Consider the following 25,370-nt stretch of genomic DNA (forward strand, 5'->3'; position numbering starts at 1 on the left):
GCCGTCGGCACCGCCGTTACAGGTAGTGACGCTGCGGCTTGCGGTCCTCGACGTAGCGCTCGTAGGCCTGCTGCGTGGACTCCAGGCGCGAGACACCGGAGACCGGCACGTCCCACCAGGAGGAGGCGGGCGGGTTGGGGCCCATGAGGTCGGTCTCGATGTGGATCATCGAGGCGCGGTCGTCGGCGTGAGCCTGGGCGTAGGCCTCGCGGAACTCCTCGATGGAGGACACGCGGTAGACCTTGAGCCCCCAGGACTCGGCATTCGCGGCGATGTCCACGCCCGCGACCGGCTCGGTGTCCTGCAGGTGACTGCCCGCACCGCGCTGGCGGTACATCGTGCCGAAGCGCTGCGAGCCGCGCGACTGAGACAGCGCCCCGATGGAGGCGAAGCCGTAGTTCTGCAGCAGGACGTAGATGACCTTGACGCCCTCCTGGACCACCGTGGCCAGCTCCATGGGCAGCATCTGGTAGGTGCCGTCACCGACGATGGCCACGACCTCGGACTCCGGGCGGGCGAGCTTGCAGCCCAGGCCCGCGGGGACCTCGTAGCCCATGCAGGAGAAGGCGTACTCGACGTGGTACTGCACGGGCGTGCGCGCCTGCCACAGCGCCTGGAGGTCACCGGGCATGGAGCCGGCGGCGTTGATGACGATGTCCTCGTCGCCCATCAGCTCGTTGAGGGCCCCGAAGACCTCGGTCTGGGCGGGCAGCGGGCCGTGACCCAGGTGGTAGCACTCGCGGGTGCGCTCATGCCAGGCCCTGCGCTCGGCCTCGACCTCGGCGGCGTACTCCTCGCTCACGTGGTAGCCGTCGAGGGCCTCGGTCAGGGCCACGAGGGCCTCGCGGGCGTCGGCGACGAGCATCTCGGCCGACTCCTTGGCCGCGTCGAAGGCGCGGACATTGATGTTGACGAAGGCGACGTTCGGGTCCTTGAACTGGGTCTTGGAGGCCGTGGTGAAGTCCGAGTAGCGGGTGCCGATGCCGATGACCAGGTCCGCCTTGTCGGCGATGTGGTTGCCGGAGTCGCCGCCGGTGGAGCCGACCCCGCCGATGGCGCAGGGGTGGTCGTAGTTGATGGCGCCCTTGCCGGCCTGGGTGTCCGCCACGGGGATGCCGGTGGCGGTGGCGAAGGCGCGCAGCTCCTCGCTGGCCTCGGAGTAGATGGTGCCTCCGCCGGCGATGACCATCGGGCGCCTGGCGGCCCGGATCATGGCGACGGCGCGCGCGAGGGCGGCGGGCTCGGCCGGTGGCCGGCGCACGTGCCACACCCGCTTGCGGAAGAGCTCGACCGGCCAGTCGTGCACCTCGGCCTGAACGTCCTGCGGCATGGCGATGACGACGGCACCGGTCTCGGCCGGGTCGGTGAGCACGCGCATGGCGTTCAGGAGCGAGGGGATGAGCTGCTCGGGCCGGTTGATGCGGTCGAAGAAGCGCGAGACGGGGCGGAAGGCGTCGTTGACGGTGATGTCGAGCGTCGTCGGGTCCTCGAGCTGCTGGAGCACCGGGTCCGGCACGCGGGTGGCGAACTGGTCCGAGGGGAACAGCAGGACCGGCAGGCGGTTGGTGGTGGCCAGGGCGGCGCCGGTGACCATGTTGAGCGAGCCCGGGCCGATGGAGGCGGTGGTCATCCAGGTCGACAGGCGGTTCTTGACCTTGGCGAAGGCGGCGGAGGCGTGGACGGCGCTCTGCTCGTTGCGGGCCATGATGTAGGGCATCTCGCCCTCGCCCTCGTCGGGGGCGATCTCGTTCTGGAGAAGCGCCTGGCCCAGGCCGGCGACGTTGCCGTGCCCGAAGATGCCGAAGGCGCCCTCGATGAGCCGCTGCTCGACGCCGTCGCGCTCGGAGTACTGGTTGGTGAGGAACCGGATTGTCGCCTGGGCGACGGTCAGGCGGATGGTGCCCGCGTAGGCTTCGTTGCTCACAAGTGTCTTCTCTCTGGGTGTCTGTGCGTGTGTGGTGTGCCGACGGCGTGGGGGCGCCTGGGGGCTTCGGTGCGCCTGAGTGCGCCTCAGTACGCCATGGGCAGGCGCGGGTCGGGCAGCTGGCCCTCCCAGCTCTGCCGGATCCAGTGGTGGGACGGGTCGTCGGGGGCGAGCCACACGAGGTCCGTCTGCGGCCCGGCCATGACGTTGAGGTAGTACATGTCGTAGCCGGGGGCGGCCACGCAGGGCCCGTGGTAGCCGTGGGGCACGAGGGCGACGTCGCCGTCGTGAACCTCGACGCACAGGTTGATGGGCCGCTCCGGTGACGAGGCGTAGGTGCGGTGCAGGCCGAATCCCGGCTCGCCGGTGGGCGAGGCGGCGATCTCGAAGTAGTAGATCTCCTCGAGCTCGCGCTCGTCGTCGGTGTTCTCCTCGTGCTTGTGCGCCGGGTAGGAGGACCAGTTGCCGCCCGGGGTGATGACCTCGGTGACAAGCAGGCGGGAGGTCTCCACGTCGTTGTTGAGGGCGTAGTTGGTGACCTGGCGCGAGCAGTCGCCCGCACCGCGGATGCCGGTGACGGCCTGCTCGCGGCCCAGGTACCGCACGGGCAGGTCCTTCTCGGCGACGGCGGAGGGGAAGGCGAAACGCCCGCCCTGCGCCGAGGTCACGGTCAGAATCGTGTTGCGCGGGACGTAGAGGTAGTCGGTGATCTGCTTGAGAACACCGGTGCGGCCCGCGATCTCGTAGGACTGGCCGTCGACGTCGACGGTGCAGCCGCCTTCAAGGGGCAGCACGAGCAGCTCGCTGGCACCGGTGTCCAGGCTCACCGACTCGCCGGGGGCCAGGACGGCCACGCGCAGGCCGGAGAACCCCCAGCCGGCGTCGGCGGGCGTGATGTCGACGGTGAGGTTGTCGTGGCCGGTGGTGCCGGCCGGCACGTAGTGGTCGAGTGTCATGAGAGCAGTCCTACAGTCTGGTCGACGGCCCCGGCGACGTCGTCGTCGGGCGGGAAGAGCAGGGACCGGCCGATGACCAGGCCCTTGACGGTGGGCAGGGCCAGGGCCCTGGCCCAGGACTCGCGCACGGCCTCGGCGTCCCGGCTCACGGCGCCGCCGAGGATGAGGGCGGGCAGGGTGGAGGCCTCCATCACGCGTTCCATGTCGGCCACGGCCGGGAGCTTGAGCCAGGTGTAGGCGCTTGTGCGGCCCAGGCCGGAGGCGATGTGCATGGAGGTGATGACGGCCTCAGGGCTGAGGTCGTTGGCCACGCGCCCCTCGCTCCAGGTGGAGATGAAGGGCTCGACCATGGCCATCACCTTGCGCTCGGCGAGCTGGTTGACGGCGTCGGCGCAGGCGGCCAGGGTGTCGACGGTGTGGGGGTCCTCGTAGTTGACGCGCAGCAGCATCTTGCCGCCGTCGAGGCCTGCATCGACCACGCCCCGGGCGTCGTAGCCGGTCATGCGGTCGTTCATCTCGAAGGTGGCGCCCGCCAGGCCGCCGCGGTTCATCGAGCCGTAGACGAGCTTGCCGTCCAGGGCGCCTAGAAGCGCGAGGTCCTCGATGAGGTCGGCGGTGCCGAGGAATCCGTTGACGCCGGGGCGCGAGAGGGCCTCGACGCAGCGGGCGAGGGTGTCCTCGCGCGAGGCCATGGCCATGGGGTCGCCTCCGGCCGCGAGCGCACCCCGGGCGGGGTGGTCGCAGGCGATGATCATGAGCTTGCCGTCACCCGTGGGCAGCGTCCCGCGGGGGCGCTCAGCCAGGACCTCGGCGATGCGGCCGGGGTCGTGGGCACGGATCTCGACGACTCTGTCAGTCAGGGGTGTGGCGCTCATCGCGGCTCACAGGTCCTTCACGTTCGGGGCGATCTCGTCACGGTAGGTGCGCATCTCGGCCAGAAGCTCGGGTTCGGTCGGCATGGCGGTGGAGCACTCCAGCCGGGCGCAGACGATGGCGCCGGCCGTGGAGGCGGCGTAGATGGTCTTCTCCAGGGACCAGCCGGACAACAGGCCGTGGCAGACAGCGCCCCCGAAGGCGTCGCCGGCGCCGAGCCCGTTGAGGGTGGTGGCGGGGGTGACGGGCAGCTCGACACGCTCGTCGCGGGTCTTGGCGAGGGTGCCGTGCAGGCCCTGCTTGACGATGGCGATCTCGACACCGGCCTCGAGGAGGGCGTCGGCGGCCCGCTCGGGCTCGGTCTCGCCGACGGCGACGCGGCACTCCTCCCGGTTGCCGATGGCGACGGTGACCTGGGGCAGGATCTCGCTCACGTGCCGGTGGGCCTCGGCCTCGTCCTGCCAGAAGTTGGCCCGGTAGTCCAGGTCCACGATGGTGAAGGGCTTGCGGGCGCGCGCGGCGAGGGCGGCGTGGTGGGCCTGGCGCGAGGGGTCCTTGCTCAGTCCGGTGCCGGTGATCCAGAAGATCTGGGCGTTACGGACGGCGTCCATGGGGATGTCGTCGACGGTGAGCTCGAGGTCCGGGGCGGAGGGCTCGCGGTAGAAGTAGAGGGGGAAGTTGTTCGGGGGGAAGATCTCGCAGAAGGTCAGCGGGGTGTTGAAGTCGGGCTTGGTGACGACGTAGTCGTCGTAGACGCCCAACTGGCGCATCTCGCGGCACACGAAGCGGCCGAAGGGGTCGTCGCCGACGCCGGTGATGACGGCGGAGCGGTGGCGGTAGCGGGCGGCGGCGACGGCGACGTTGGTCGGGCTGCCGCCCAGGAACTTGCCGAAGGTCTCGACGTCCTCGAGGCCGACGCCGGTCTGAAGCGGGTAGACGTCGATGCCACAGCGGCCGATGGTCAGGACGTCGAGCGGCGGGGTGGTGGAGGCTGTCATCGTGGGGTCCCTTCCACGTCGTCGGGGCGGGTCTGGCAGGGTGGGCCGTGGCGGCCCTCATGGGGAGGAGACTGCCTCAGTCGCGAATCACAGTCAAGTCTTTGTCCGAACATTTAACGTCCGACGGCGACCGGTCGGCCGGGGTGGGGCACCCAGCCGGCCGGGGCGACGTCGTCGGCCGACCGAGACGACGGCGAGCACCCGGCCGGGGCGACGTCGTCGGCCTGCGGGACGGCCGTGCCGCTCATTCCCCCATCAGCGGGACCTCCCCCTATATCATGAAGCGCCCTCATCCTCGACGAAGCGACAACACCTCCGACATGGACGACTCCGCCCCCCGGCCCCCCGCGACCCTGTCCGTTCCCTACCGGCTCGAGGTCACGATCGACCGCTCCTCCCCCACGCCACTGCACGCCCAGATCTCAACGCCGCTCGCGGGACTCATCCTCGATGGGACGCTGGCGCCGGGCACCCGGCTCGAGGACGAGGTCTCCATGGCCAAGCGCCTGAAGGTCTCGCGCCCCACCGCCCGCCAGGCCCTCCAGCACCTCGTCGACCGCGGCCTGCTGTCCCGACGTCGCGGTGCGGGCACGGTGGTCACCTCCCGGCACGTGCACCGCCCCGTGCACCTGTCGAGCCTGCTGTCGGACCTCACTGATGCCGGCCACGCGGTCGAGACCCAGGTTCTGGTCTACGAGTGCGCGCCGACGACGCCCGAGCAGGCCGCCTGGCTCGAGGTCGAACCCGGCACCGAGGCGGTGACCATTGAGCGCCTGCGCCTGGCCGACGGCGAGCCCATCGCCCTCATGCGCAACCTTCTGCCCGCGGACCTGGCCCCCTCGCGCGAGCAGATTGAGACCACTGGCCTGTACGACTTCCTGCGGGCGCACGGCGCCACGCCGGTGACCGCCACCCAGTCCATCGGGGCGCGCAACGCGACGGCGAAGGAGGCCACGGCCCTGTCGGAGACCCGTCGCGCCGCCCTGCTGACGATGACTCGCACCGCCTACGACGGCAGGGGCAGGGTCGTCGAGTACGGCACGCACATCTACCGCGCCTCGCGCTACTCCTTCGAGACGACGCTCTTCGCGGGCTGACCTCTCGCGCCACTCCGGCGCACTTTGTCCGTACATTTGCTTGACAGTGGACCGGTGACCCCGTTATCAATGGGGACACGGGCCGGGCTGCGACGACGCCCCGGCCGATCCGATTCCAGGAGCACACGCTGATGAGCACTGAGTACACCCCCGGGCCGCTTCTCGAGGCATCGAGGACCACCCCCACCGTCCTGTGGAACGACTCCGCCGACCCTGACGAGATCCGCCAGTCCATCGCCTTCGGCGGTGTCGGAGCCACCTGCAACCCGACCATCGCCTACACCTGCATCAACCAGAAGAAGGAGCGCTGGCTGCCCCGCATCGCCGAGATCGCCGAGGAGCGGCCTGAGGCCGGCGAGTCCGAGATCGGCTGGCAGGTCGTGCGCGAGCTGTCCATCGAGGGCGCCCGCCTGTATGAGGACATCTTCGAGGAGCACCACGGGCGCAACGGCCGCCTGTCCGTCCAGACCGACCCGCGCCTGGCCCGCAGCGCCAAGGCCCTGGCCGACCAGGCCGAGGAGTTCTCCCGGCTCGCCAAGAACATCATCGTCAAGATCCCCGCCACCAAGACCGGCATCGAGGCCATCGAGGACGCCACCTGGCGAGGCGTGTCCGTCAATGTCACCGTCTCCTTCACCGTCGCCCAGGCCGTCGCCGCCGGCGAGGCCATCGAGCGCGGGCTCAAGCGCCGCGAGGCCGAGGGCAAGGACGTGTCCACCATGGGCCCGGTCGTCACCCTCATGGGCGGGCGCCTGGACGACTGGCTCAAGATCGTCGCCGCCCGCGACCGGCTCTTCATCGACCCGGGTGTCTTCGAGTGGGCCGGCGTCGCCGCCCTCAAGCGCGCCTACCACGAGTTCCAGGACCGCGGCCTGCGGGCGCGCGTGCTGTCCGCCGCCTTCCGCAACGTCATGCACTGGTCCGAGCTCGTCGGCGGCGACCTCGTCGTCTCCCCGCCCTTCGCCTGGCAGAAGCGCATCAACGACTCCGGTTACACGGTGGAGCCGAGGATCGACCGCCCCGTGGACCAGAGGATCATGGACGCGCTGCTGCGCGTGCCTGAGTTCGTGCGCGCCTACGAGCCCGATGGCCTGACGGTCGACGAGTTCGAGTCCTTCGGCGCCACGCGCCGCACCCTGCGCGGCTTCCTGCAGGCCGACGCCGACCTCGACGCCCTCGTGCGCGACGTCATCATGCCCCAGCCCTGAGGCACGAGCCGCCAGCACCCCAGCACTACCGCACATTCACGAGACCCAAGGAGGGGTCCTTATGCTCAACATCGCCATCATCGGTGCCGGCCGCATCGGCCACGTCCACGCCCGCACCGTCGCCGCCCACCCTCAGGCCCGCCTGGCCCTCGTCTGCGACCCCTTCGGCGACGCCGCCGAAAGCCTCGCCGCCGAGTACGGCGCCCGCTCCTGCAAGGAGGCCGAGGAGGTCTTCAACGACCCCGAGATCGACGCCGTCATCGTCGGCTCACCGACCCCGCTGCACATCCCGCACCTGCTCGCCGCGGCCAAGGCCGGCAAGGCCGTCCTGTGCGAGAAGCCCATCGCTCTGGACATCACGGACGTCGAGGCCGCCAAGGACGAGCTCGACGCGATCACAACCCCCGTGATGTTCGGTTTCAACCGCCGCTTCGACCCCAGCTTCGCCGCCGTGCGCGAGGCCGTGGCCGCCGGCCGCATCGGCGAGCTGGAGCAGCTGACGATCATCTCGCGCGACCCCGCGGCCCCGCCGGTGGACTACGTCAAGGTCTCGGGCGGCATCTTCCGCGACATGACGATCCACGACTTCGACACGGCCCGCTTCTTCCTCGGTGACATCGTCGAGGTCCACGCCGTCGGGCAGAACCTCGACGAGGCCATCAAGGAGACCGGCGACTTCGACGCCGCCGTCGTCACCCTGCGCGCCGCCTCCGGCGCCGTCGCCACAATCGTCAACAACCGCCACTGCGCCAGCGGCTACGACCAGCGCCTGGAGGCCTCCGGCCGCGACGGCGCGCTCTTCGCCGAGAACGTGCGCGCCACGACGGTGCGCCTGTCCAACGCCGAGGTGACCGACGCCCAGGAGCCGTACCTCGACTTCTTCCTCGAGCGCTACGCCGACGCCTACCGCATCGAGCTGTCCGCCTTCATCGAGGCCGTCGAGAAGGGCACCCCCACCCCGACGACCATCGCCGACGCCGTCGCGGCCCTGCGCATCGCCGAGGCGGCCACCGAGTCCGCCCGCACGGGCACGGTCATCAGGCTCGGCTGACGCCCGGGCGCCACGGGCTGGGGCGGCTCCTTCGCGGGCCGGCCCAGCCCGTCGTGCGGCTCAGGCGGTCGAGCCCCGCACGACCAGGTGCGGCCGGACGATGAAGGCCGAGGCGCCGTCGGCACGCTCCTCGCGGCGCACGCCCGGCGGCAGCTCGGTGATGGGGTTCTCGGTGCCGCAGTCCAGACGGCTGGCCAGGTGGCGCACGGCCAGCTCGGTGATGACGTCGACCTCCTGGCGCACAGTGGTGAGGTCGAGGGCGCTGAGCCCGGCCAGCGCGATGTCGTCAAAGCCTGCGACGGCGACGTCCTCGGGCACGCGCAGGCCCCTCCTGCGCAGCTCGAGCACGGCGCCGATGGCCACGTGGTCGTTGAAGCACAGCAGGGCCTGCGGCAGCGCGCCGCTGCGGACCAGGTCCGTCACGGCGGCGACGCCTGCGGCCTCGTCGTCGTCGCCGGGCACGACCCGCCCGGCGACGCCCCGCTCGGCCGTCGCGCTCAGGAACGCGGCAGCGCGGATACTCGAGGAGGGGGCGTCGGCGCCGTCGATGTGGACCAGGTCACTGCGGCCCCCTGACACGAGGTGGTCCACAAGCGCGCTCATGCCGCGGGCGTCGTCCGAGCGGACGATGTCCACGCCCGGGGCTTGGGACTCGCGGCACAGGGTGAGCAGCGGCAGGTCGCCGCAGGCCTGCATGAGCTCGGTGACACCGATGCGCGAGTCGACGACGACGATGCCCTCGCAGCGTTCGCGCACCAGCTCCTCGATGCCCCGGATCTCCTCGTGCCGGGGGGTGGCAGCAGCCAGGCTGAGCGCGTGCGAGTGGCGGGCTGCGGCGGCGTAGAGGCCGTCGACGAGGGCCACCTGGAAGGCCTGGCCGGGCATGTAGCTGACCCCGATGACTCCGGTATGCCGGGCACGCAGGAGGCGCGCGGCGGGGTCCGCGACGTAGCCGAGCTCGCGGGCGATGGCGAGGATCTCCTCGCGGGTGGCCTGGGACACGCCGGGGCCACCGTTGAGGGCAGCGGAGACCGTCGAGATGGAGCGGCCGGCACGGCGCGCCACGGTCGAGATCGTCACACGCCCCTGGGAGCCCACCGTCACCGTCCTTCGCGCTGCTCAGTCCTCGCGCGCCGACGCGTGCCGACGCGCAGGCATCGTCTCACGCCCACCGGGCCCGCACCCACACGTCGGGTGGGGCCGCGCACCCGACGTCACTGATTCAGTCCCAATTAGTCTTGACATTTGCCGACGGCGACGAGTACCTTCACAGACACGTTTAACGCGCGTTAATCCGCGTGACGCATGTCAACGACGACAGGACAGCACCACCATGAGCACCACCCACGCACCCCTGGCCGTCGCCGTCATCGGCGCCGGCATGGCCGGAACCACCCACGCCAACGCCTGGCGACAGGTCGGCACCGTCTTCGACCTCGGCCTGCCCAAGGTCCACCTGGCGGCCATCGCAGACGCCTACGAACCCTTCGCCGTCGACGCCGCCGAGCGCTACGGCTACGCCAAGGCCGTCACCGACTGGCGCGACATCGCCAACGACCCGAGCATCGACATCGTCTCCATCGTCGTCGGCAACGCCCTGCACCGCGAGATCGCCGAGGCCATGATCCGCGCCGGCAAGCACGTCCTGTGCGAGAAGCCCCTGGCCGACACCCTCGAGAACGCCAAGGCCATGGCCGAGGCCGAGGCCGCCAGTCCCGGCGTCGTCACCTCCACCGGATTCACCTACCGTCGCAACGCCGCCGTCGCGGAGATCGCACAGCTCGTCACAACCGGCCACCTGGGCGACATCAGCCACATCAACGCCCGCTACTGGTGCGACTACGGCTGCGACCCGAGCACGCCGATGGCCTGGCGCTACTCCGGCCCCATGGGCTCCGGCGCCCTGGGCGACGTCGGCTCCCACCTCATCGACACCGCCGAGACGATCTGCGGCCCACTCGTCGCCGTCTCCGGCGGCGCCCTGGCCACCCTCATCACCCAGCGCCCCGTAGCTGCGGGCCACGTCACCCGCGGCACCGCCCTCGACGTCGCCGACGCCGAGATGGCCGAGGTCACCAACGACGACGTCGCCACCTTCACCGGCCACTTCGCCAACGGGGCCATCGGCTCCTTCTCCGCCTCCCGCATCGCGTGGAACATGCCCAACGCCATGATGATCGACGTCCACGGCTCACGCGGCCGGGCCTACTGGGACCTCGCCCGCACCGGCGAGATCCTCGTCGATGACGCCAGCGCCCCCGCGGGCCTGGCCGGACCCCGCCAGGTCCTCGTCAACCCCACCTTCCCCTACTTCGCGCGCGGATCCTCCATGGCCTTCGGCGGCGTCGGCGCCACCCAGATCGAGCAGTTCACCTACCAGGCCTACGCCTTCCTCCAGCAGGTCGCCGGCGTGCCCGAGGCCGAGGCCCTCCCCCGCTGCGCCACCTTCGCCGACGGCTACCGCGAGATGCGCATCGCCGCGGCCGTCGCCGAGTCCGCGGCCACGGGCGGCACCACCGTCGACGTCTCCGGGTTCTGACCGGCACCCCACCACCACCCAGCACGCACACTCAGCACAATCACAGGAGAACACCATGGCCCTCACCTACGGCGCCTACACCGCCTGCCTCGGCGACCAGACCCTGCCCCAGGCCCTCGACACCCTCAAGGCCGCCGGCCTGACCGGCGCCGAGGTCAACGTCGGCGGCTTCATCCCCTCGCCCCACTGCCCCGTCGACTCCCTGCTCGCCTCCGCCACCGCCCGCGAGGACTACCTGGGGGTCTTTGCGGACAAGGGCATGGTCTTGTCCGGCCTCAACACCTCCGGCAACCCGACCTCCCCGCTGCCCCACGAGGGCCTCAAGCACGCCGAGGACATCCGCAAGGCCATCGAGCTGGCCGGGCTGCTCGGCGTCAAGGAGATCGTCACGATGTCCGGCACCCCCGGCACGGATCCGACGGCGAGGTACCCCACCTGGGTCGTCAACCCCTGGAACGGCATCGACATGGAGATCCTCGACTACCAGTGGAGCGTCGTCGTGCCCTTCTTCAAGGAGGTCGACGCCCTCGCCCGCGACAACGACGTCAAGGTCTGCCTTGAGCTGCACCCGCGCAACCTCGTCTTCAACATCCCCTCCTTCGAGCGCCTCGTGGAGGAGACCGGCGCGACCAACATCCGCGTCAATATGGACCCGTCCCACCTGTTCTGGCAGCAGATGGACCCCATCGCCGCCACCAAGCGCCTGGGCGGCCTCATCGGCCATGTCCACGCCAAGGACACGAAGATCTTCCCGGGCGTCGCCTACCGCGGCGTGCTCGACACCGACTTCGGCCACGTCCCGGCCGAGGCCGAGGGCAAAGTCCCAGTGGCCTACGGCTACTGGTGCAACGCATGGCCCCAGGACCCCGCCTGGCGCTTCGTCGCCCTCGGTCTGGGCCACGCCATCGCCTACTGGACCGAGTTCCTCGCAGCAATCCAGCAGGCCGACCCCGACATGAACGTCAATATCGAGCACGAGGACGCCGAGTACGGCAACGTCGAGGGCCTGACCATCTCAGCCACCAACCTGCTCGCGGCCGCCGCCGGCCTGTAAGTACCGCCGTCGGCCCGTGACCGTCGTCGTCCCCACGGGCCACGGCTCACGACCCCCTATGACGGGAGGCGGGATGAGCGCCGCACCGCCAACACCGGCGCCACCGTGACGTTGCGGGCCCCGCCCACCTCGCCGTCGCCCTCACGGCCCGAGCGCTCGCACACGAAACGCACCGCGTCCCGGGCCATCACCTCCACCGGCTGCTCCACGCTCGTGAGCGAGAACTCCTGACGGCTGGCCAGGTAGGTGTCGTCGTAGGAGACAAGGGGTGCGCCCGGGCCGTGCCGGGCGGAGCCGATGACGCCGAGCGCGTCCAGGGCGACGAGGTCGTTGTGCGCCACGACCCCCGGTGCGTCGGCGAGCGCCAGCTGCTCGCGCAGGCCGGGCACGCCCGAGGCGCCGTCCACCACCGTGTCCAGCCGCAGCCCCCGCTGCCGGGCGGCGTCCGCCAGCGCGTGACCCCGCTCGATGGCGTTGGGGTCCTCCTCGGAGTCCGGGGACACGTACACCAGGCGCCCGGCGCCGGCCTGCACCAGGTGCGAGATCACGACCTCCGCGGCGGCCCTCTCGTCCAGGCGGATGGTGTCGACGCGCCCACCCGGGCTGACCCGTCCGATGAGGCAGACCGGGCACACCTCGCCGAGCTCCCGCAGATCCTCGTCCGGCAGGCCGGGAGAGACCAGGACCAGGCCCTCAACCCTCAGCGCCAGCAGGGCGTCCACCGAGCGGCGCGAGGCCCGGGCGCCGGTGCCGACGGTCACGAGCAGTGTCATGCCCCGCTGGGCGACGGCCTCCTGGAGCGCGTGGGCGACGAAGTCGAAGAACGGGTTGCGCAGGTCCGGCAGGAGAAGCCCGATGAGTCCCGAGCGCCCCGATGCCAGGGAGGCGGCGGTCGCGTTGGGGCGGTAGCCAAGTCTCTGCGCCGTCAAGAGAATCCGGTCCCGTGTGGAGGAGGCCACACTGGGCGACCCGTTGAGCGCCAGGGAGACGAGCCCCCGGGAGACGCCGACCGCACGCGCCACGTCAGCCTGCGTCACCATCTGCCCCATGATCTCTCCCCTGTGCCGGCCACCGGGCCCCGGATGGTCAACCGGTCGCGTGGTCGCACGCTATCCCACAGGGGGCGCGGCAGGGGGCATCGCTGAGCGAGTCCCCACATGCCCCATCCACCCCCATGCGGGCCTTTGGTCGCACATGGACCATGTTTCAAGGCAGAATCGCTGTGGAGCGACGACCCGACCAGGCCGCCCTGCTCGACAACGAGGAACCGCAAAGGAAAGCTCAACGTGGCGCGCAGCATCTACATCGCCTCACCCACTGCCGGAACCGGCAAGTCCACCATCACTCTCGGTCTCATCTCATCGCTGACGAAGGTCGTCGCGAAGGTCGGTGTCTTCCGTCCCTTCGTCGGCTCGCGGCACGCAGACCCCTCCCTCGACCTGCTGCTGGCCCGCGCCGGCTCCACGACGCCGGCGGCGCAGGCCGTGGGCGTCACCTGGGACGAGTACCACGCCGCCCCGGAGGAGTCCCTGTCGCGCATCGTCGACGCCTACCGCGCCGTCGCCCGGGAGCACGACGTCGTCGTCATCGACGGCTCCGACGGCGACGAGTCGGGCACCCCCCGGCTGGGCCTCAACGCCCGCGTGGCCGCCGACATGGGCGTGCCCGTCATGCTCGTCGTCTCCGGCACCCAGAGCCCGCAGGACGTGCGCTCGGCCGTGGATGTGGCCATCGCCGAGGTTGCTGAGCACCACGCACGCACGGTCGCCGTCGTCGCCAACCGCTGCGCGCCGGCCACGCGCGATGCCGTCGCAGCAGCCCTCACCGGGATCCCCGGGGTGGCCTCGACGACAATGCCCGAGGTGGCCCTGCTCTCGGCCCCCACCGTGCGGGAGATCGCCGACGCTCTGGGAGGCACGCTCATCCTGGGTGACGAGGCGCTCATGGACCGCGAGGCCGAGAGCCTACTCGTCGGCGCCATGGACGTCTCGCACGTCGTCGAGCGCCTCGCCGACGGCCAGGCGGTCATCGTCCCGGTGGACCGCTCCGCCGTCGTCGTCTCCCTGGCGGCCGCCCACGCCTCGGCGAGCTTCCCCGCCCTGGCCGCCCTCATCCTCAACGGCGACTTCGCCCCGGCCCCCTACGCCCTGTCCCTCATGAAGGGTCTGGATCAGGCCCTACCGGTCATCACGACGCCGCTGGGCACCTTCGAGGCGGCCCAGACGGCCGGCGCGGTCACTGGGGACCTGGGCAAGGCCTCGCAGCGCAAGATCGACGTCGCTGTCACCACCTTCGAGCAGGAGACCGACGTCGAGGCGCTGCTGGCCGCGCTCGAGGTCGAGCCCAGCGAGGTGGTCACCCCCATCATGTTCCAGGCCGAGCTCGTTGAGCGCGCCCGGGCCCAGCGCCGCACCATCGTCCTGCCCGAGCCCGACGACGACCGCATCCTGCACGCCACCGACGCGATCCTGCGCCGCGGCATCTCCGACGTCGTCCTCCTGGGCGACGAGGCCACCGTGCGCGCCCGCGCCGCCGAGCTGGGCCTGGACGTGTCGGCCGCGCGCGTGGTCGCCACCGACACCCCCGAGCTGCTGGACACGTACGCCGCCGAGTTCGCCCGCCTGCGTGCCAAGAAGGGCGTCACCCTGGAGCAGGCCCGTGAGAAGGTCCAGGACGTGTCCTACTTCGGCACGATGATGGTCCACATGGGCGACGCCGACGGCATGGTCTCCGGCGCGGTGCACACGACCGCCCACACGATCGTGCCCTCCTTCCAGATCATCAAGACCCGGCCGGGCACCTCCATCGTCTCCTCCGTCTTCCTCATGCTCCTTCAGGACCGCGTGCTCGTCTACGGCGACTGCGCCGTCAACCCTGAGCCCACCGCGGAGGAGCTGGCGGACATCGCGATCTCCTCGGCACAGACGGCCCGCCAGTTCGGCGTCGAGCCGCGCGTGGCCATGCTGTCCTTCTCCACCGGCGACTCCGGCAAGGGCGCGGACGTGGACAAGGTCCGTCAGGCCACGGAGATCGTGCGCACCAAGGCGCCCGAGCTCGCCGTCGAGGGTCCCATCCAGTACGACGCCGCCATTGACCCGACCGTGGCCGCGAAGAAGGCCCCGGACTCGGCTGTGGCTGGGCGTGCGAACGTCTTCATCTTCCCGGACCTGTCCAGCGGCAACATCGGCTACAAGGCCGTCCAGCGCTCCTCGGGCGCCGTGGCCATCGGCCCGGTGCTGCAGGGCCTGAACAAGCCCGTCAACGACCTGTCGCGCGGCGCGCTGGTCGAGGACATCGTCAACACCGTCGCCATCACGGCCGTCCAGGCCCAGGGCTGAGGCGCGTGGGGCGCCGTCGGTCATGTCCGATGGCGCCCCCGTCGCCCGTCCCCACCTCCTTTTCCGCTCCCCTCTCCCAATCCCCCACCAGACGTTCTCGTAGAAAGACCCTCATGACCTCGCGCACCGTTCTCGTTATCAACTCTGGCTCCTCCTCGATCAAGTACCAGCTGGTCGATCCCGACTCCGGTGCGGCACTGGCCTCCGGCCTCGTCGAGCGCATCGGCGACGTCCAGGGCGCGATCATCCACAAGGTCGACGATGCCAAGCACGTCGTCGAGGAGCCGGTGCCGGACCACGGCTTCGGCCTGTCCGAGGTCCTGCGTCTGTTCGACGAGCACGGGCCCCGCCTGTCCGAGGCGAACATCGTGGCCGTGGGCCACCGCGTGGTCCAGGGCGGCAGGTTCTTCAATGGCCCGGCGCTGCTCACCGATGAGGTCGTCGCCACCATCGAGGAGCTGGTGCCGTTGGGCCCGCTGCACAACCCGGCGCACCTCAAGGGCATCGAGGTGGCCCGCACCCTCATGAGCGACATCCCCCAGGTGGCCGTCTTCGACACCGCCTTCTTCCAGGACCTGCCGGAGGAGGCCGCCCGCTACGGCCTCAACCGCGAGGTCGCGGACCGCTACTCCATCCGTCGTTACGGCGCCCACGGCACGAGCCACCAGTACGTCTCGGGAGAGATCTCCAAGCGTCTGGGCCGCGACGACCTCAAGCAGATCGTCCTGCACCTGGGCAACGGCGCCTCCGTGTCCGCCGTCGTCGGCGCTCACGCGGTGGAGACCTCCATGGGTCTGACGCCGCTGGAGGGCCTGGTCATGGGTGGGCGCACCGGTGACATCGACCCGGCGGCCGTCTTCCACCTCGTGCGCGTGGGGGGCATGTCGATCGACGAGATCGACCACCTGTTCAACCGTGAGTCCGGCATGAAGGGCCTGACGGGCGAGTCGGACATGCGCGAGGTCACGCGCATGATGGACGAGGGCAACCAGGACGCCATCGACGCGATGAACATCTACCTGCACCGCCTGACCAAGTACGTCGGTGCCTACACGGCAGTCATGGGTGGTCTGGACGCCCTGACCTTCACCGCCGGCATCGGCGAGAACGACGCGCGCCTGCGCGCGGCCCTGTGCGAGCGCCTGGCCTATCTCGGCGTCACGATCGACGCCGAGGCCAACGCGCGCCGCTCGGACGAGCCGGTGACGATCTCGACGCCGGAGTCCTCCATCGTGGTCACGGTGCTGCCGACGAACGAGGAGCTGGCCATCGCCCGCCAGGCCCTGACCCTCATCTGACCCCGCCAAGAGGGGGCTTGCACGCTCATGTGACTGGTGTGATGTGGCCGATTCGGACTTTTCGTTGGTATTCCGCCGATTGGGCCCTCTTGACCAAAACGGCCTTCTTGGCTCCCATGTGCGTGGAGGTTGCCCATGCACATGGGAGCCGAAGCACTCGACAATACCGATCTCGGAAACCGCGGAATTCCGCCGTTTTCGACAGAGGTCGAAAAGCATGAGCGTGCAAGCCCCACCGCGCAGGCCCCGCGGGAACCGCGACGCTCGTCTGTTGGGCCTTCCGGGACTGGTCGAGCGCGGCATCCCCCCACGAGTTCGAGGGTTCGGCGCCGAGTTCGAGCCCGCAACCCTCGACCTCGCGACACAACCCTCGACCTCGCGACGCAACCCTCGACCTCGCGCACAGCGGTGGACACGACCCGCTTCCGGGCACGTGGGCTCAGAAGCGCGTGGGCTCAGAAGAGGGTGCCGCCGGACTCCTGCTGGGCGCGCAGGCGGGCGCGGCGCGCGGCGGTCGCGCCGGGCACGACATCGGCCCGCGGGACTGAGGTGGCCGCGCCGTCGGACGGCACGGATCCACGGACCGACTGCGGGGCCCCTCCCCCGCGCGTCCATCCCGGGCCCGAGGGCACCGGCGTGCCGCGCTGGTAGGCGGTGGCGGCGGCCCGGGCGCAGTCGTCGGCCCGCTCGTTGGCCGGGTGGCCGGCGTGGCCCTTGACCCACTCGAAGCGCACCTTGCGGCCGGCGAGCTCGGCATCAAGGGCCTTCATAAGGTCGTCATTGAGGACCGGCTTGCCGTCGGCCTTGCGCCAGCCGCGTCGCTTCCAGCCCGGCATCCACGTGGTGAGGGAGTTGATGACGTACTGAGAGTCGGCCTGGATGAGCAGGTCCTCACCCGTGTGCGCGGTGGCGCGCAGCAGCTCCAGGACGGCGGTGAGCTCACCCCGGTTGTTGGTGGACTCGGGCCAGCCTCCGGCGGCCCAGCAGGACTCGTCGACGTACCAGGCCCAGCCTGCGGGGCCGGGGTTTCCGAGGGCGGAGCCGTCCGCCGCGGCGATGATCGTCATGGCGCGAGCCTACCGACGACGATGGGGCACACACCGCGTGGTGCGTGCCCCGTCGTCAGTCAGTCGGTCGGGTCCTCAGGCGTCGAGGTCGGTCTCGAGCAGGGCCTTGAGGGAGTCGAGGGCGGCCTCAGCACCCTCGGCCTCGGAGGAGAGGGTAACGACGTCGCCGAAGCCGGCGCCGAGAGTCATGACGCCGAGGATGGAGGAGGCGTCGACGGGGGCGCCGCCCTCCTTGGCGATCGTGACCGGGACACCCTTCTCCGCGACGGCCTTGACGAAGGTGGCGGCGGGGCGGGCGTGCAGACCGACGCGGGAGGCGATAGTTGCGGTGACCTGTGCCATGAGATCTCCTTGAGAGTCAGAGTTGGTGCCACGGTCGCGGCACCCGGTCCCCTGTCCGTGTCGGGTGCGGGCAGCGGGTCCGAACACGATCACCCTACCGGACCGCCGCGCCCGTGCCGACACCCCCGCAAGGTGGGCTCAGCGACTCGGGGTGGCCGCGTAAGGGGCCAGGACCACCTCGACGCGCTGGAGCTCCTTGACGTCCGAGTAGCCGGTCGTGGCGAGCGTGCGACGCAGGGCGCCGACGATGTTGAGGGTGCCGTCGGCGCGGTCGGAGGGGCCGTTGAGGATCTCCTCGAGGGAGCCGACCGTGCCCACCCAGGAGCGGAAGCCGCGGGGCAGGCGCTCGTGGTGGGACTCGTCGCCCCAGTGGTAGCCGCCGCCGGGCGCCTCGACGGCGCGGGCGAGGGCGGCGCCGAGCATGACGGCGTCGGCCCCGCAGGCGATCGCTTTGACGACGTCGCCGGAGTTGCCGACCGAGCCGTCGGCGATGACGTGGACGTAGCGGCCCCCGGACTCGTCGAGGAAGTCACGGCGGGCGGCGGCGACATCGGACACGGCGGTGGCCATGGGCATGTGCAGCCCGAGGACCTGGCGTACCGAGGAGGAGGCGCCACCCCCCTGGCCGACGAGGACGGCGGCGGCGCCGGTGCGCATGAGGTGCAGGGCCGCGGTGTAGGTGGTGACGCCGCCGACGATGACGGGCACGTCGAGCTCGTAGATGAAGCGCTTGAGGTTGAGGGGCTCGACCGTGCCCGAGACGTGCTCGGCGGAGACGGCGGCGCCGCGGATGACGAAGAGGTCGACGCCGGCATCAACGACGGTACGCCAGTGGCGCTGCGTCTGGGCGGGGCTGAGCCGTCCGGCGACGACGACGCCGGCCTGGCGGACCTGGGTGAGGCGGGCGGTGATGAGCTCGGGGCGGATCGGGGCCCGGTAGACCTCCTGCATCGCCCGGGTGGCCTCGCCGGGGCCGGCCTGGCGGATGCGGGCATACGCCTCGGAGGGGTCCTCGTAGCGGGTCCACAGGCCCTCGAGGTCGAGCACGCCGACGCCGCCGAGCCGACCGACGAGGACGGCGGTCTCCGGGCTCATGACGGAGTCCATGGGGGCGGCCATGACCGGCAGGTCGAGGTGGTAGGCGTCGAGCTGCCAGCCGACGCGCACATCCTGGGTATCACGGGTGCGCCGGGCGGGCACGAGCGCGATGTCGTCGAAGGAGTAGGCCCGGCGGGCACGCTTGGAACGTCCGATCTCGATCTCACCACTCATGGGGTGATGGTAGCGGTGGGCGGTGAGACGGCAGCGGTGGGCGCTGCGAGCGAGGTTCGGGCGACCTTCCCTGGCGCGCCCCCTCGCCCAGTTCGGACCACCTCTCCCAGTTTGGACCACCTCTCCCAGTTTGGACCACCTCTCCCAGCTTGGACCACCTGGTTGTACCAACCAGGTGGTCCAAACTTCAGAAGGTGGTCCGTATTGCGGGAAAGTGGTCCATACCGCGGGGAGGTGATCCGCACCCGGCGCCCTATGCGTCACCAGCCCGGCCGCACGCGCCGCTGGCGTCTTACTCCCGCAGCCGCCCCCGCGTATGCCGGGCAGCCGTTGTGGCAGCGGCCACCGAAGGCCCGCGCGAACGGCCGCCCCCCGTATGCCGGGCAGCCGTTCGCGTCCGAGGGCGGTGGCACACTCGGGGCATGAGCCACAGCACTCCTCGTCCTCGCTCCTCCGACTCCTCCACCGGGACCGGCACCTCCTCCCCCACCTGGGTCGCCGGACCACTGCTGGGCTTCGACACGGAGACCACCGGCGTGAGCCCCACCCGGGACCGTCTCGTGACGGCGGCACTCGTGTTCCGGGGTCCACTAAGTTCCGACGGCGGCCGGCGGCAGCAGGTGCGCACCTGGCTGGCGGACCCCGGCGTCGAGATCCCCGCCGCGGCGGCGGCCGTGCACGGGATCACCACGGAGCGCGCCCGTGCGGAGGGGCGGCCTGCGGCTGAGGTGCTGGAGGAGGTCGCCGGGGCCCTGGCCACGACGATGGCCCAGGGCACGCCGGTGGTCGCCTTCAACGCCTCCTTCGACCTCACGCTCATGGAGGCCGAGCTGGCCCGTCACGGCCTGGCCACCCTGCGCCAGCGTCTGGGCGGTGAGATCGCCCCGGTGCTGGACCCACTCGTCCTGGACCGGGCGGTGGACCGGTGGCGCAAGGGCAAGCGCCGCCTGGGGGACATGTGCGCCGTCTACGGCGTGCAGGTGGACGAGGCACTGCACACGGCGGAGGTGGACGTGGCCGCCACGCTCGACGTCCTCGAGGCGATGGCCCGCGTGCACCCGCAGGTGGCTGGCACGGACCTGGCGGCCCTGCAGGGCATGCAAGCCGAGGCCCACCGCGCCTGGGCCACGTCCTTCAACCAGTGGCTCACCCGCCAGGGCCGCACCCCCGACGCCGACCCCTCCTGGCCCCTGGCCAGCAATAGCTGACGGGTCGGCCAGGCGGTAAATATCAGAGGGGTCAGATCTTGTACTTGATCGAGAACGCCGCATATGTACAGTTGCCCCCGGGGCGCCCCTCTCACCGCTGTCAGGGGTTCCCCTCGTCGTTGATCCAGTACGTCTGGAGCCTCTTCCCGCCCATCCTCGGCTCGGAATGCCCCATGTCCCGTGCGTGAGGTTCCTTTGGAGGTTGCTATGCGTCGCGAGGAGCTCCGCCAGGAGGCGATGGACCCGCAGACGCCGCGCGAGCGCCTTGAGGCCCTGGTTGACAATGCGCCTGAGGTCCACGACGTCCTTATCCTCAACCCCGAGCTCCCCGAGGACCTGCGCGGGTACCTCATCGAGTCCTCACCCATGGCGCGTGACGCCTGGAACCGCCACCTGGCGGAGGAGCAGGCGAAGGCGCAGCGCGAGGCTGCCGCCTCACGGGCAGCGGCCATGCGCGGCCCCAGCACGACCAGCATGACGACACCGGTCCCCCAGCCCGCACGGTCCTCCGGTATCGTCGGCAAAGGCTGTGGGTGCGGCTGCCTTGTCCTCATCATCATTTTCGTCGTCGTCCCCATCGTCGCATTTTTGATCAGCCTCTCCTCAGGTGGTGACGATGCCGCGGAGCCGGTCGAGTCGGCCCAGGAGAAGGTCTCTCCGGCCCCTGACGAGGCGATCTCAGCCTCCCTCATCCAGTCGCCCTCGCTCAATATCTCCTGCGAGATCTACGAATCCGGTGTGTACTGCTCGATCTATGAGCGCTATTACGCCGATGCGGGCCTGCAGGACTGCTCAGACACCCTGTTCTCCATCTCGGTCACTGAGACCGTTGACCTTCAGTGCGGCAACGAGTACCTCGGTAACGAAGGAGACTCGGTGACCACCCTCGAGTACGGGCAGTCAGTTGCCACGGACGGCTACGCCTGCAGCTCTGCCGAGGACGGTATGACCTGCTGGAACCAGTACACGGGCAACGGTTTCACGATCTCGCGCAGCGGATACAGCACGTGGTGAGGTAGATCCCATGTCCAGCAATGGTGTGCCCAGCCCGTTCGGCAGTGCGTCAGGTGCCTCGGGACCGATGACACCCGGCGGCACGAGCGCGACCCCATCCTTCGGAGGGTCGTCGGAGCCCTCGTCCCCGTTCCGGACCGGCTCTCCGGGGCCCCGCAGTGCCAGGGGCGCGTCGTCGGCAGGCCTGGTGGTGCCACCAGCGCGGTTCGCGTCGGGCACCGCGTCATTGGCCTCAGCCGGCCCGCACGCCGAGACGCGCCGCTCACGGGCGACGGTCCTGGCCATCGTCATCGGCCTCCTGGGGCTGGCCGCGGTTGGCGTCGGTTGCTACGAGCTGCTCGTCTCCATCGACGTCTTCCAGGCAGCCGTCGGTCGTGAGCCGTTCGTTCACCGTGAGTTCGTCACCCTCGTGGTCGTGGGGACGCTGGCCGTGCTTGCGGCCGTCGGTCTCAGCATTCGCGGCGCCGTCGTCAGCCGTCCCCGTTGGCTGCCCATCACCGTCCTGGTCCTCAGCCTCGTGCTGCCGCTGCCAGTCGCCGTCATCGCCCTGGCCGCGGGAGGCCAGGAGCTCGCTGACCGTACCATCATCCAGGCCCAGAACCTTGCCCGCGACGTCAATGTCGTCGAGGACATCGACGCCGAGGCGGTCGACCGTCTTTACGAGCGTTTCGAGCGCTTCGGGATCTCACTTCCCGGCCGTGACGAGGTCCGTGAGATCCTCACCCGGAATGACGAGATGACTGCTGAAGAGACCTGACCCGTCCCCGCTCTGCCTTCCAGCGCCCTAAGACCGAAAGAACCCAGATGTCCTCCTCCCACTTCCCTTCCTCCGCTGCCGGCTGGGGCCCTCCGACCGGGACCGGTGCACCAGCCGGTTCGGTACCCGAGTCCACCTCCGTGAGTGCCGGGTTCCCGTCCGTCACCGCGTCGGCGTCGAGCAGTCCGGCCGCCGGCGCCTTCGGCTCGTCCGAGCCCGCGACAAGCGCCTTCGGCTCATCTTCCACCTCAGCCGACGGCTTCGGCTCCCAACCGGGCGCGGGCTTCGGCGCCACCGCCACGACGCCGACCACGGCGCCGGTTGCCCTCCTCTACGGCTCGATCGCCGCCAGCGTCGTCGGCATCGGTGTCGCCCTCCTCCTGCCCACGCTCGTGGGTGGCGCCATCGGCTGGGTCCTTGCGGCTCTTGTCGGCCTGGGCCTGTCGACCTTCTTCACGGTCAGGAACGCCCAGCGCCAGGCGAACCCCTGGTACCTCTACTACGGCTGGCACACGGTGGTCTACCGTGCCTCGGTCGTCGTCGCCCTCGTCGCCGTCGTCGTGGCTGCCGGCCGCCTCGCCCTCGTTCTGGGAAGGATGTGACCATGCGCCACCGTGTGCACCGTGTGCTCGCAGGCAGCCTCCTGACGGTCCTGACCTTCGCTCTCCTCGTCGCCGGACTGCCCGCCATCCCGTTGGCCGTGTCCGCCGAGGAGGACTCCGAGCAGACGGCGCTCGCCGACTTCGGCGCCTGCCTGTCCGGTGAGGGCTCCGGCTCCCTCGTCATCCTCATGGACCAGTCCGGCTCCCTGCGCGACACCGACCCGGACAAGGGCCGTGTCCAGGCGGCCCACTACCTCATCAGTCGGCTGACGGCCTTCACCGCCTCGAGCGGCGTCGCGCTTGACGTGCGTGTCGTCGGATTCGCCGCCGACTACACACCTGCCGGAGAGTGGGCCGCCCTTGACGCCACGAGCGGCACCCAGCTGAAGAGCCAGGTCACCGCCGTCGGAGACGACATCCACGACTACGACACCGACTACTGGACGGCGCTCGACGGCGCCCGCCAGGACCTCGCAGCGCACGACACCTCCGGCTGCCGGGCCGTTGCCTGGCTGTCCGACGGCGCCTTCGACCTTGACGTGCGCGACTCCAGTGCCGAGAAGCCATACGCCGTTGATCAGAACCTGGCGTCCGAGTCGGGTGTCACTGCGGCCGAGCAGGCGGGCTTGATGGACATGTGCCGTGCGACTGGTCTTGCTGACCAGCTCCGTTCCTCCGGCATCACTGTGCTCGGCATCGGTCTGAGCTCGCCGAACGGGGAACCCGTCGACTTCACACTCATGAAGCGCATCACCCTGGGCGGTGGGACCAACGCCACCCATCACGGGGTCGAGCAGTGCGGCGACGTGTCGGCGAACGTCGGCTTCTTCTACCCGGTGTCCGACCTCGACTCCCTCCTGCTGGCCTTCGACTCGATTTCCGCGCCTGGCGGGACCGTCATGTCCGACACTGTGACGATCTGCCAGGGCACGGTGTGCACACCCGGAGAATCGACTTTCGTCCTGGACCGCAGCATCGATGCCGTGCACATCCTGGCCTCCTCCGACGTTGCGGGCCTCGACGCCTACCTCTACGCCCCCGGCTCCACGGAGCCGATCATCATCTCCGGGGCGACCTCAGGCACGCAGACCTCGGCGGGCGTCACCGGCGAGTGGCTGACTCCGCGCACGCTCGAGGCGGACCTTGACGCCGCGACCGCGACCAGTTGGGACGGTCAGTGGCGTCTCGCCTTCGTCGACACGACGTCCTCCTCCCCCGGTCAGGAGGCGCACGTCAATATCCACCTCACCTCGCCCCTCAGGCTCGAGTGGCAGGACCTGTCCAACACGACGCTGCGCCAGGGCGAGGACGTCGAGGCGAGGCTTGTGCTGCGCGACAAGAAGGACGGCGAAGACATCGAAGCCGGCCGGATCGTGGGCGGGGTGAAGGCCCAGGTGCGCGCGACCAGCGCCGCAGGCGAGACCCACATCCTGTTCGAGACCGATGACCCTGCCGATCTCGAGGGACCGGTGCCCCTCACCATCCCCCAGGACCTCGCCCTCGGACAGGCCACGGTGACCACCTCACTGACCGTGACGACGGCACCCGCGACGCTTGCGGACGGCTCGACGGTTGAGGGGACAACACTCTCGCCGACCGAGGCGACGACGGCCGTGACGATCAATGCTGCGCTCGACTTTCCCGTGGTCGGCACACGTGTCGACTTCGGGCTCCTCGAGGAGGAGCTGAGCACCACCGTCGACCTGCCCGTCACCGGACCGGGCTGCGTCTGGGTCGATGAGTCCGCGCTCACCCTCACGGGTGTGCCCGCCGACGCCGGGGACGTCTCGGTCAGCTCGAGCGCCTCGAGCAAGGACTCGTGCCTCACCGTGGCCGAGGGGGCGAGCGGGACCCTCCCGCTCACGCTCACGGCGTCGGAGCACGCCAACGGTGCCGTGACCGGCACGATCGGCGTCTACATCGCCCCGGCCGAGGACTACGACCGCGCCCAGGTCGTCGAGGTCTCCTTCACCGGTGAGATGCTGCGCCCGCTTGACGTCGGCACCGCCTGGACGGTGTTCGCCCTCGTCCTCATCGCGGGCATCGCCATTCCCGTCGGCCTGCTCTACCTCATGAAGCTCCTCACCGCACGGATGCCCGGCGGCACCCTCCTGTGGGCGACCACCGTTGTCGAGGTTCCGACCGACGGCTCTCATCCCACAATCGACGTGCCGAGCAACCAGTGGGAGATGAAGTCAGTCCCCAAGGGGGCTCGCGAACTGGTGGTGGGCCCCTACCGGTTCAAGGCGGTTGCCGGTGCCTCACCCACGGCCTCCCCCTATGTGCGTCTGGTGTCCCCTGAGGCTCCCTCCATCTCGGGGTCTCCGACCAGCACAGTCAAGGGTCGTGCTCTCCTTCCGCTCGCCGTGCGCGGCAACTGGGTGGCCGTGCTGGACCAGCCCGACTCGCCCCGCCATGTCACCCTCATCCTCCTGGCCTCCGGCGGTAGCCGTGCCGACGACGACATCGCACGCGTCCAGCAGGACGCCGCCGATCGACTCGCCTCGCGCCTCGCGCTCGTCGCGCCCACGGGGACATCGGCGCCCGCCGCGGAGGCCGCTCCCCCCGCGGCGGCGGGCTTCGGCACGGCCGACAGCGATGCGGCTGCGCCGGGCAGCGTCTTCGGGTCCGGCAGTGACCCGGGGGCAGGCGGTGTCGGCTCCTCCTCCACCTTCGGCAGCTTCGGCAGCTTCGGCGGATCAGACGACGCCCCGCCGCCGCCAGGTGAGCCACGCTCCCCGTTCTGAGCACGCTCACCAGACGGCCCACCGG

Annotated in this window: 22 protein-coding genes; 12 read left to right on the forward strand and 10 right to left on the reverse strand. The window is 70.5% G+C overall.

Features of this window, described 5'->3' with window-relative positions; translation table 11 throughout:
* Positions 1-16 precede the first annotated feature (16 nt).
* The 5 genes from iolD to ID810_RS12670 all read right to left on the reverse strand — a co-directional run bounded on the left by iolD (position 17) and on the right by ID810_RS12670 (position 4,999).
* Complete coding sequence (iolD, locus tag ID810_RS09130; RefSeq protein WP_166855924.1) at positions 17-1,924, reverse strand: 3D-(3,5/4)-trihydroxycyclohexane-1,2-dione acylhydrolase (decyclizing); 1,908 nt, start codon at positions 1,922-1,924, stop codon at positions 17-19.
* A gap of 86 nt (positions 1,925-2,010) precedes the next feature.
* Positions 2,011-2,880 (reverse strand): 5-deoxy-glucuronate isomerase, encoded by an 870-nt coding sequence (iolB, locus tag ID810_RS09135; RefSeq protein WP_166855925.1) that lies wholly within the window; start codon positions 2,878-2,880, stop codon positions 2,011-2,013.
* Positions 2,877-3,755 (reverse strand): Cgl0159 family (beta/alpha)8-fold protein, encoded by an 879-nt coding sequence (locus ID810_RS09140; protein WP_166855927.1) that lies wholly within the window; start codon positions 3,753-3,755, stop codon positions 2,877-2,879. Before ID810_RS09140 ends, iolB begins: the two co-directional genes overlap by 4 nt.
* Positions 3,756-3,761: 6 nt before the next feature.
* Positions 3,762-4,751: a 5-dehydro-2-deoxygluconokinase gene (gene iolC, locus ID810_RS09145; RefSeq protein WP_166855929.1), complete on the reverse strand. Its 990-nt coding sequence runs from the start codon at positions 4,749-4,751 to the stop codon at positions 3,762-3,764.
* A 113-nt stretch (positions 4,752-4,864) separates the two neighbouring features.
* Positions 4,865-4,999 (reverse strand): hypothetical protein, encoded by a 135-nt coding sequence (locus ID810_RS12670; protein ID WP_268916213.1) that lies wholly within the window; start codon positions 4,997-4,999, stop codon positions 4,865-4,867.
* Positions 5,000-5,071: 72 nt separating this feature from the next.
* Here ID810_RS12670 and ID810_RS09150 point away from each other — a divergent pair, with 72 nt between their 5' ends.
* From ID810_RS09150 to iolG, 3 genes are all read left to right on the forward strand, one after another.
* A complete protein-coding gene (locus ID810_RS09150) occupies positions 5,072-5,848 on the forward strand; it encodes a GntR family transcriptional regulator (RefSeq protein WP_166855931.1) in 777 nt (258 codons plus the stop codon).
* Positions 5,849-5,979: 131 nt separating this feature from the next.
* The gene (locus ID810_RS09155) at positions 5,980-7,056 is read left to right on the forward strand and encodes a transaldolase family protein (RefSeq protein ID WP_166855933.1); all 1,077 of its coding nucleotides are present in this window, start codon (positions 5,980-5,982) and stop codon (positions 7,054-7,056) included.
* 61 nt (positions 7,057-7,117) lie between these two features.
* Positions 7,118-8,107, forward strand: coding sequence for an inositol 2-dehydrogenase (gene iolG / locus ID810_RS09160; RefSeq protein ID WP_166855935.1), 990 nt, complete (start codon positions 7,118-7,120; stop codon positions 8,105-8,107).
* A gap of 60 nt (positions 8,108-8,167) precedes the next feature.
* On the opposite strand, the gene ID810_RS09165 is transcribed toward iolG, so the two are convergent.
* Positions 8,168-9,187, reverse strand: coding sequence for a LacI family DNA-binding transcriptional regulator (locus tag ID810_RS09165; protein WP_235931464.1), 1,020 nt, complete (start codon positions 9,185-9,187; stop codon positions 8,168-8,170).
* 253 nt (positions 9,188-9,440) lie between these two features.
* On the opposite strand from ID810_RS09165, the gene ID810_RS09170 reads away from it, so the two are divergent.
* Positions 9,441-10,646, forward strand: coding sequence for a Gfo/Idh/MocA family protein (locus ID810_RS09170; protein WP_166855937.1), 1,206 nt, complete (start codon positions 9,441-9,443; stop codon positions 10,644-10,646).
* Between the two features lie 55 nt (positions 10,647-10,701).
* A complete protein-coding gene (locus ID810_RS09175) occupies positions 10,702-11,700 on the forward strand; it encodes a sugar phosphate isomerase/epimerase family protein (RefSeq protein ID WP_166855939.1) in 999 nt (332 codons plus the stop codon).
* A gap of 56 nt (positions 11,701-11,756) precedes the next feature.
* Here ID810_RS09175 and ID810_RS09180 read toward each other — a convergent pair whose 3' ends face one another.
* Positions 11,757-12,740 (reverse strand): LacI family DNA-binding transcriptional regulator, encoded by a 984-nt coding sequence (locus tag ID810_RS09180; protein WP_235931463.1) that lies wholly within the window; start codon positions 12,738-12,740, stop codon positions 11,757-11,759.
* Positions 12,741-12,986: 246 nt separating this feature from the next.
* On the opposite strand from ID810_RS09180, the gene pta reads away from it, so the two are divergent.
* Together pta and ID810_RS09190 are read left to right on the forward strand one after the other, a co-directional pair.
* Positions 12,987-15,038 carry a phosphate acetyltransferase gene (pta, locus tag ID810_RS09185; RefSeq protein ID WP_166855942.1) on the forward strand — a complete coding sequence of 684 codons (2,052 nt, stop codon included), beginning with the start codon at positions 12,987-12,989 and terminating at the stop codon, positions 15,036-15,038.
* 113 nt (positions 15,039-15,151) lie between these two features.
* The gene (locus tag ID810_RS09190; RefSeq protein ID WP_166855944.1) at positions 15,152-16,336 is read left to right on the forward strand and encodes an acetate/propionate family kinase; all 1,185 of its coding nucleotides are present in this window, start codon (positions 15,152-15,154) and stop codon (positions 16,334-16,336) included.
* A 455-nt stretch (positions 16,337-16,791) separates the two neighbouring features.
* On the opposite strand, the gene ID810_RS09195 is transcribed toward ID810_RS09190, so the two are convergent.
* From ID810_RS09195 to ID810_RS09205, 3 genes are all read right to left on the reverse strand, one after another.
* Positions 16,792-17,403, reverse strand: coding sequence for a ribonuclease H family protein (locus ID810_RS09195; protein WP_166855946.1), 612 nt, complete (start codon positions 17,401-17,403; stop codon positions 16,792-16,794).
* A 75-nt stretch (positions 17,404-17,478) separates the two neighbouring features.
* The gene (locus ID810_RS09200; RefSeq protein WP_166855948.1) at positions 17,479-17,745 is read right to left on the reverse strand and encodes an HPr family phosphocarrier protein; all 267 of its coding nucleotides are present in this window, start codon (positions 17,743-17,745) and stop codon (positions 17,479-17,481) included.
* A 138-nt stretch (positions 17,746-17,883) separates the two neighbouring features.
* Positions 17,884-19,017 carry a GuaB3 family IMP dehydrogenase-related protein gene (locus ID810_RS09205; protein WP_166855949.1) on the reverse strand — a complete coding sequence of 378 codons (1,134 nt, stop codon included), beginning with the start codon at positions 19,015-19,017 and terminating at the stop codon, positions 17,884-17,886.
* Positions 19,018-19,439: 422 nt separating this feature from the next.
* On the opposite strand from ID810_RS09205, the gene ID810_RS09210 reads away from it, so the two are divergent.
* From ID810_RS09210 to ID810_RS09230, 5 genes are all read left to right on the forward strand, one after another.
* Positions 19,440-20,225 carry an exonuclease domain-containing protein gene (locus tag ID810_RS09210; protein ID WP_166855951.1) on the forward strand — a complete coding sequence of 262 codons (786 nt, stop codon included), beginning with the start codon at positions 19,440-19,442 and terminating at the stop codon, positions 20,223-20,225.
* 207 nt (positions 20,226-20,432) lie between these two features.
* The gene (locus ID810_RS09215) at positions 20,433-21,239 is read left to right on the forward strand and encodes a variant leucine-rich repeat-containing protein (RefSeq protein WP_166855953.1); all 807 of its coding nucleotides are present in this window, start codon (positions 20,433-20,435) and stop codon (positions 21,237-21,239) included.
* Positions 21,240-21,429: 190 nt separating this feature from the next.
* Positions 21,430-21,996, forward strand: a complete 567-nt coding sequence (locus ID810_RS09220; protein ID WP_166855955.1) for a hypothetical protein — start codon at positions 21,430-21,432, stop codon at positions 21,994-21,996.
* A gap of 140 nt (positions 21,997-22,136) precedes the next feature.
* Positions 22,137-22,598, forward strand: a complete 462-nt coding sequence (locus ID810_RS09225) for a hypothetical protein (protein WP_166855957.1) — start codon at positions 22,137-22,139, stop codon at positions 22,596-22,598.
* A 2-nt stretch (positions 22,599-22,600) separates the two neighbouring features.
* Entirely contained in the window at positions 22,601-25,345 is a 2,745-nt protein-coding gene (locus ID810_RS09230; RefSeq protein ID WP_166855959.1) for a vWA domain-containing protein, read from the forward strand.
* Positions 25,346-25,370 lie beyond the last annotated feature (25 nt).

The sequence above is a fragment of the Actinomyces respiraculi genome (assembly GCF_014595995.2).
GTDB classification, from domain to species: Bacteria; Actinomycetota; Actinomycetes; order Actinomycetales; family Actinomycetaceae; genus Actinomyces; species Actinomyces respiraculi.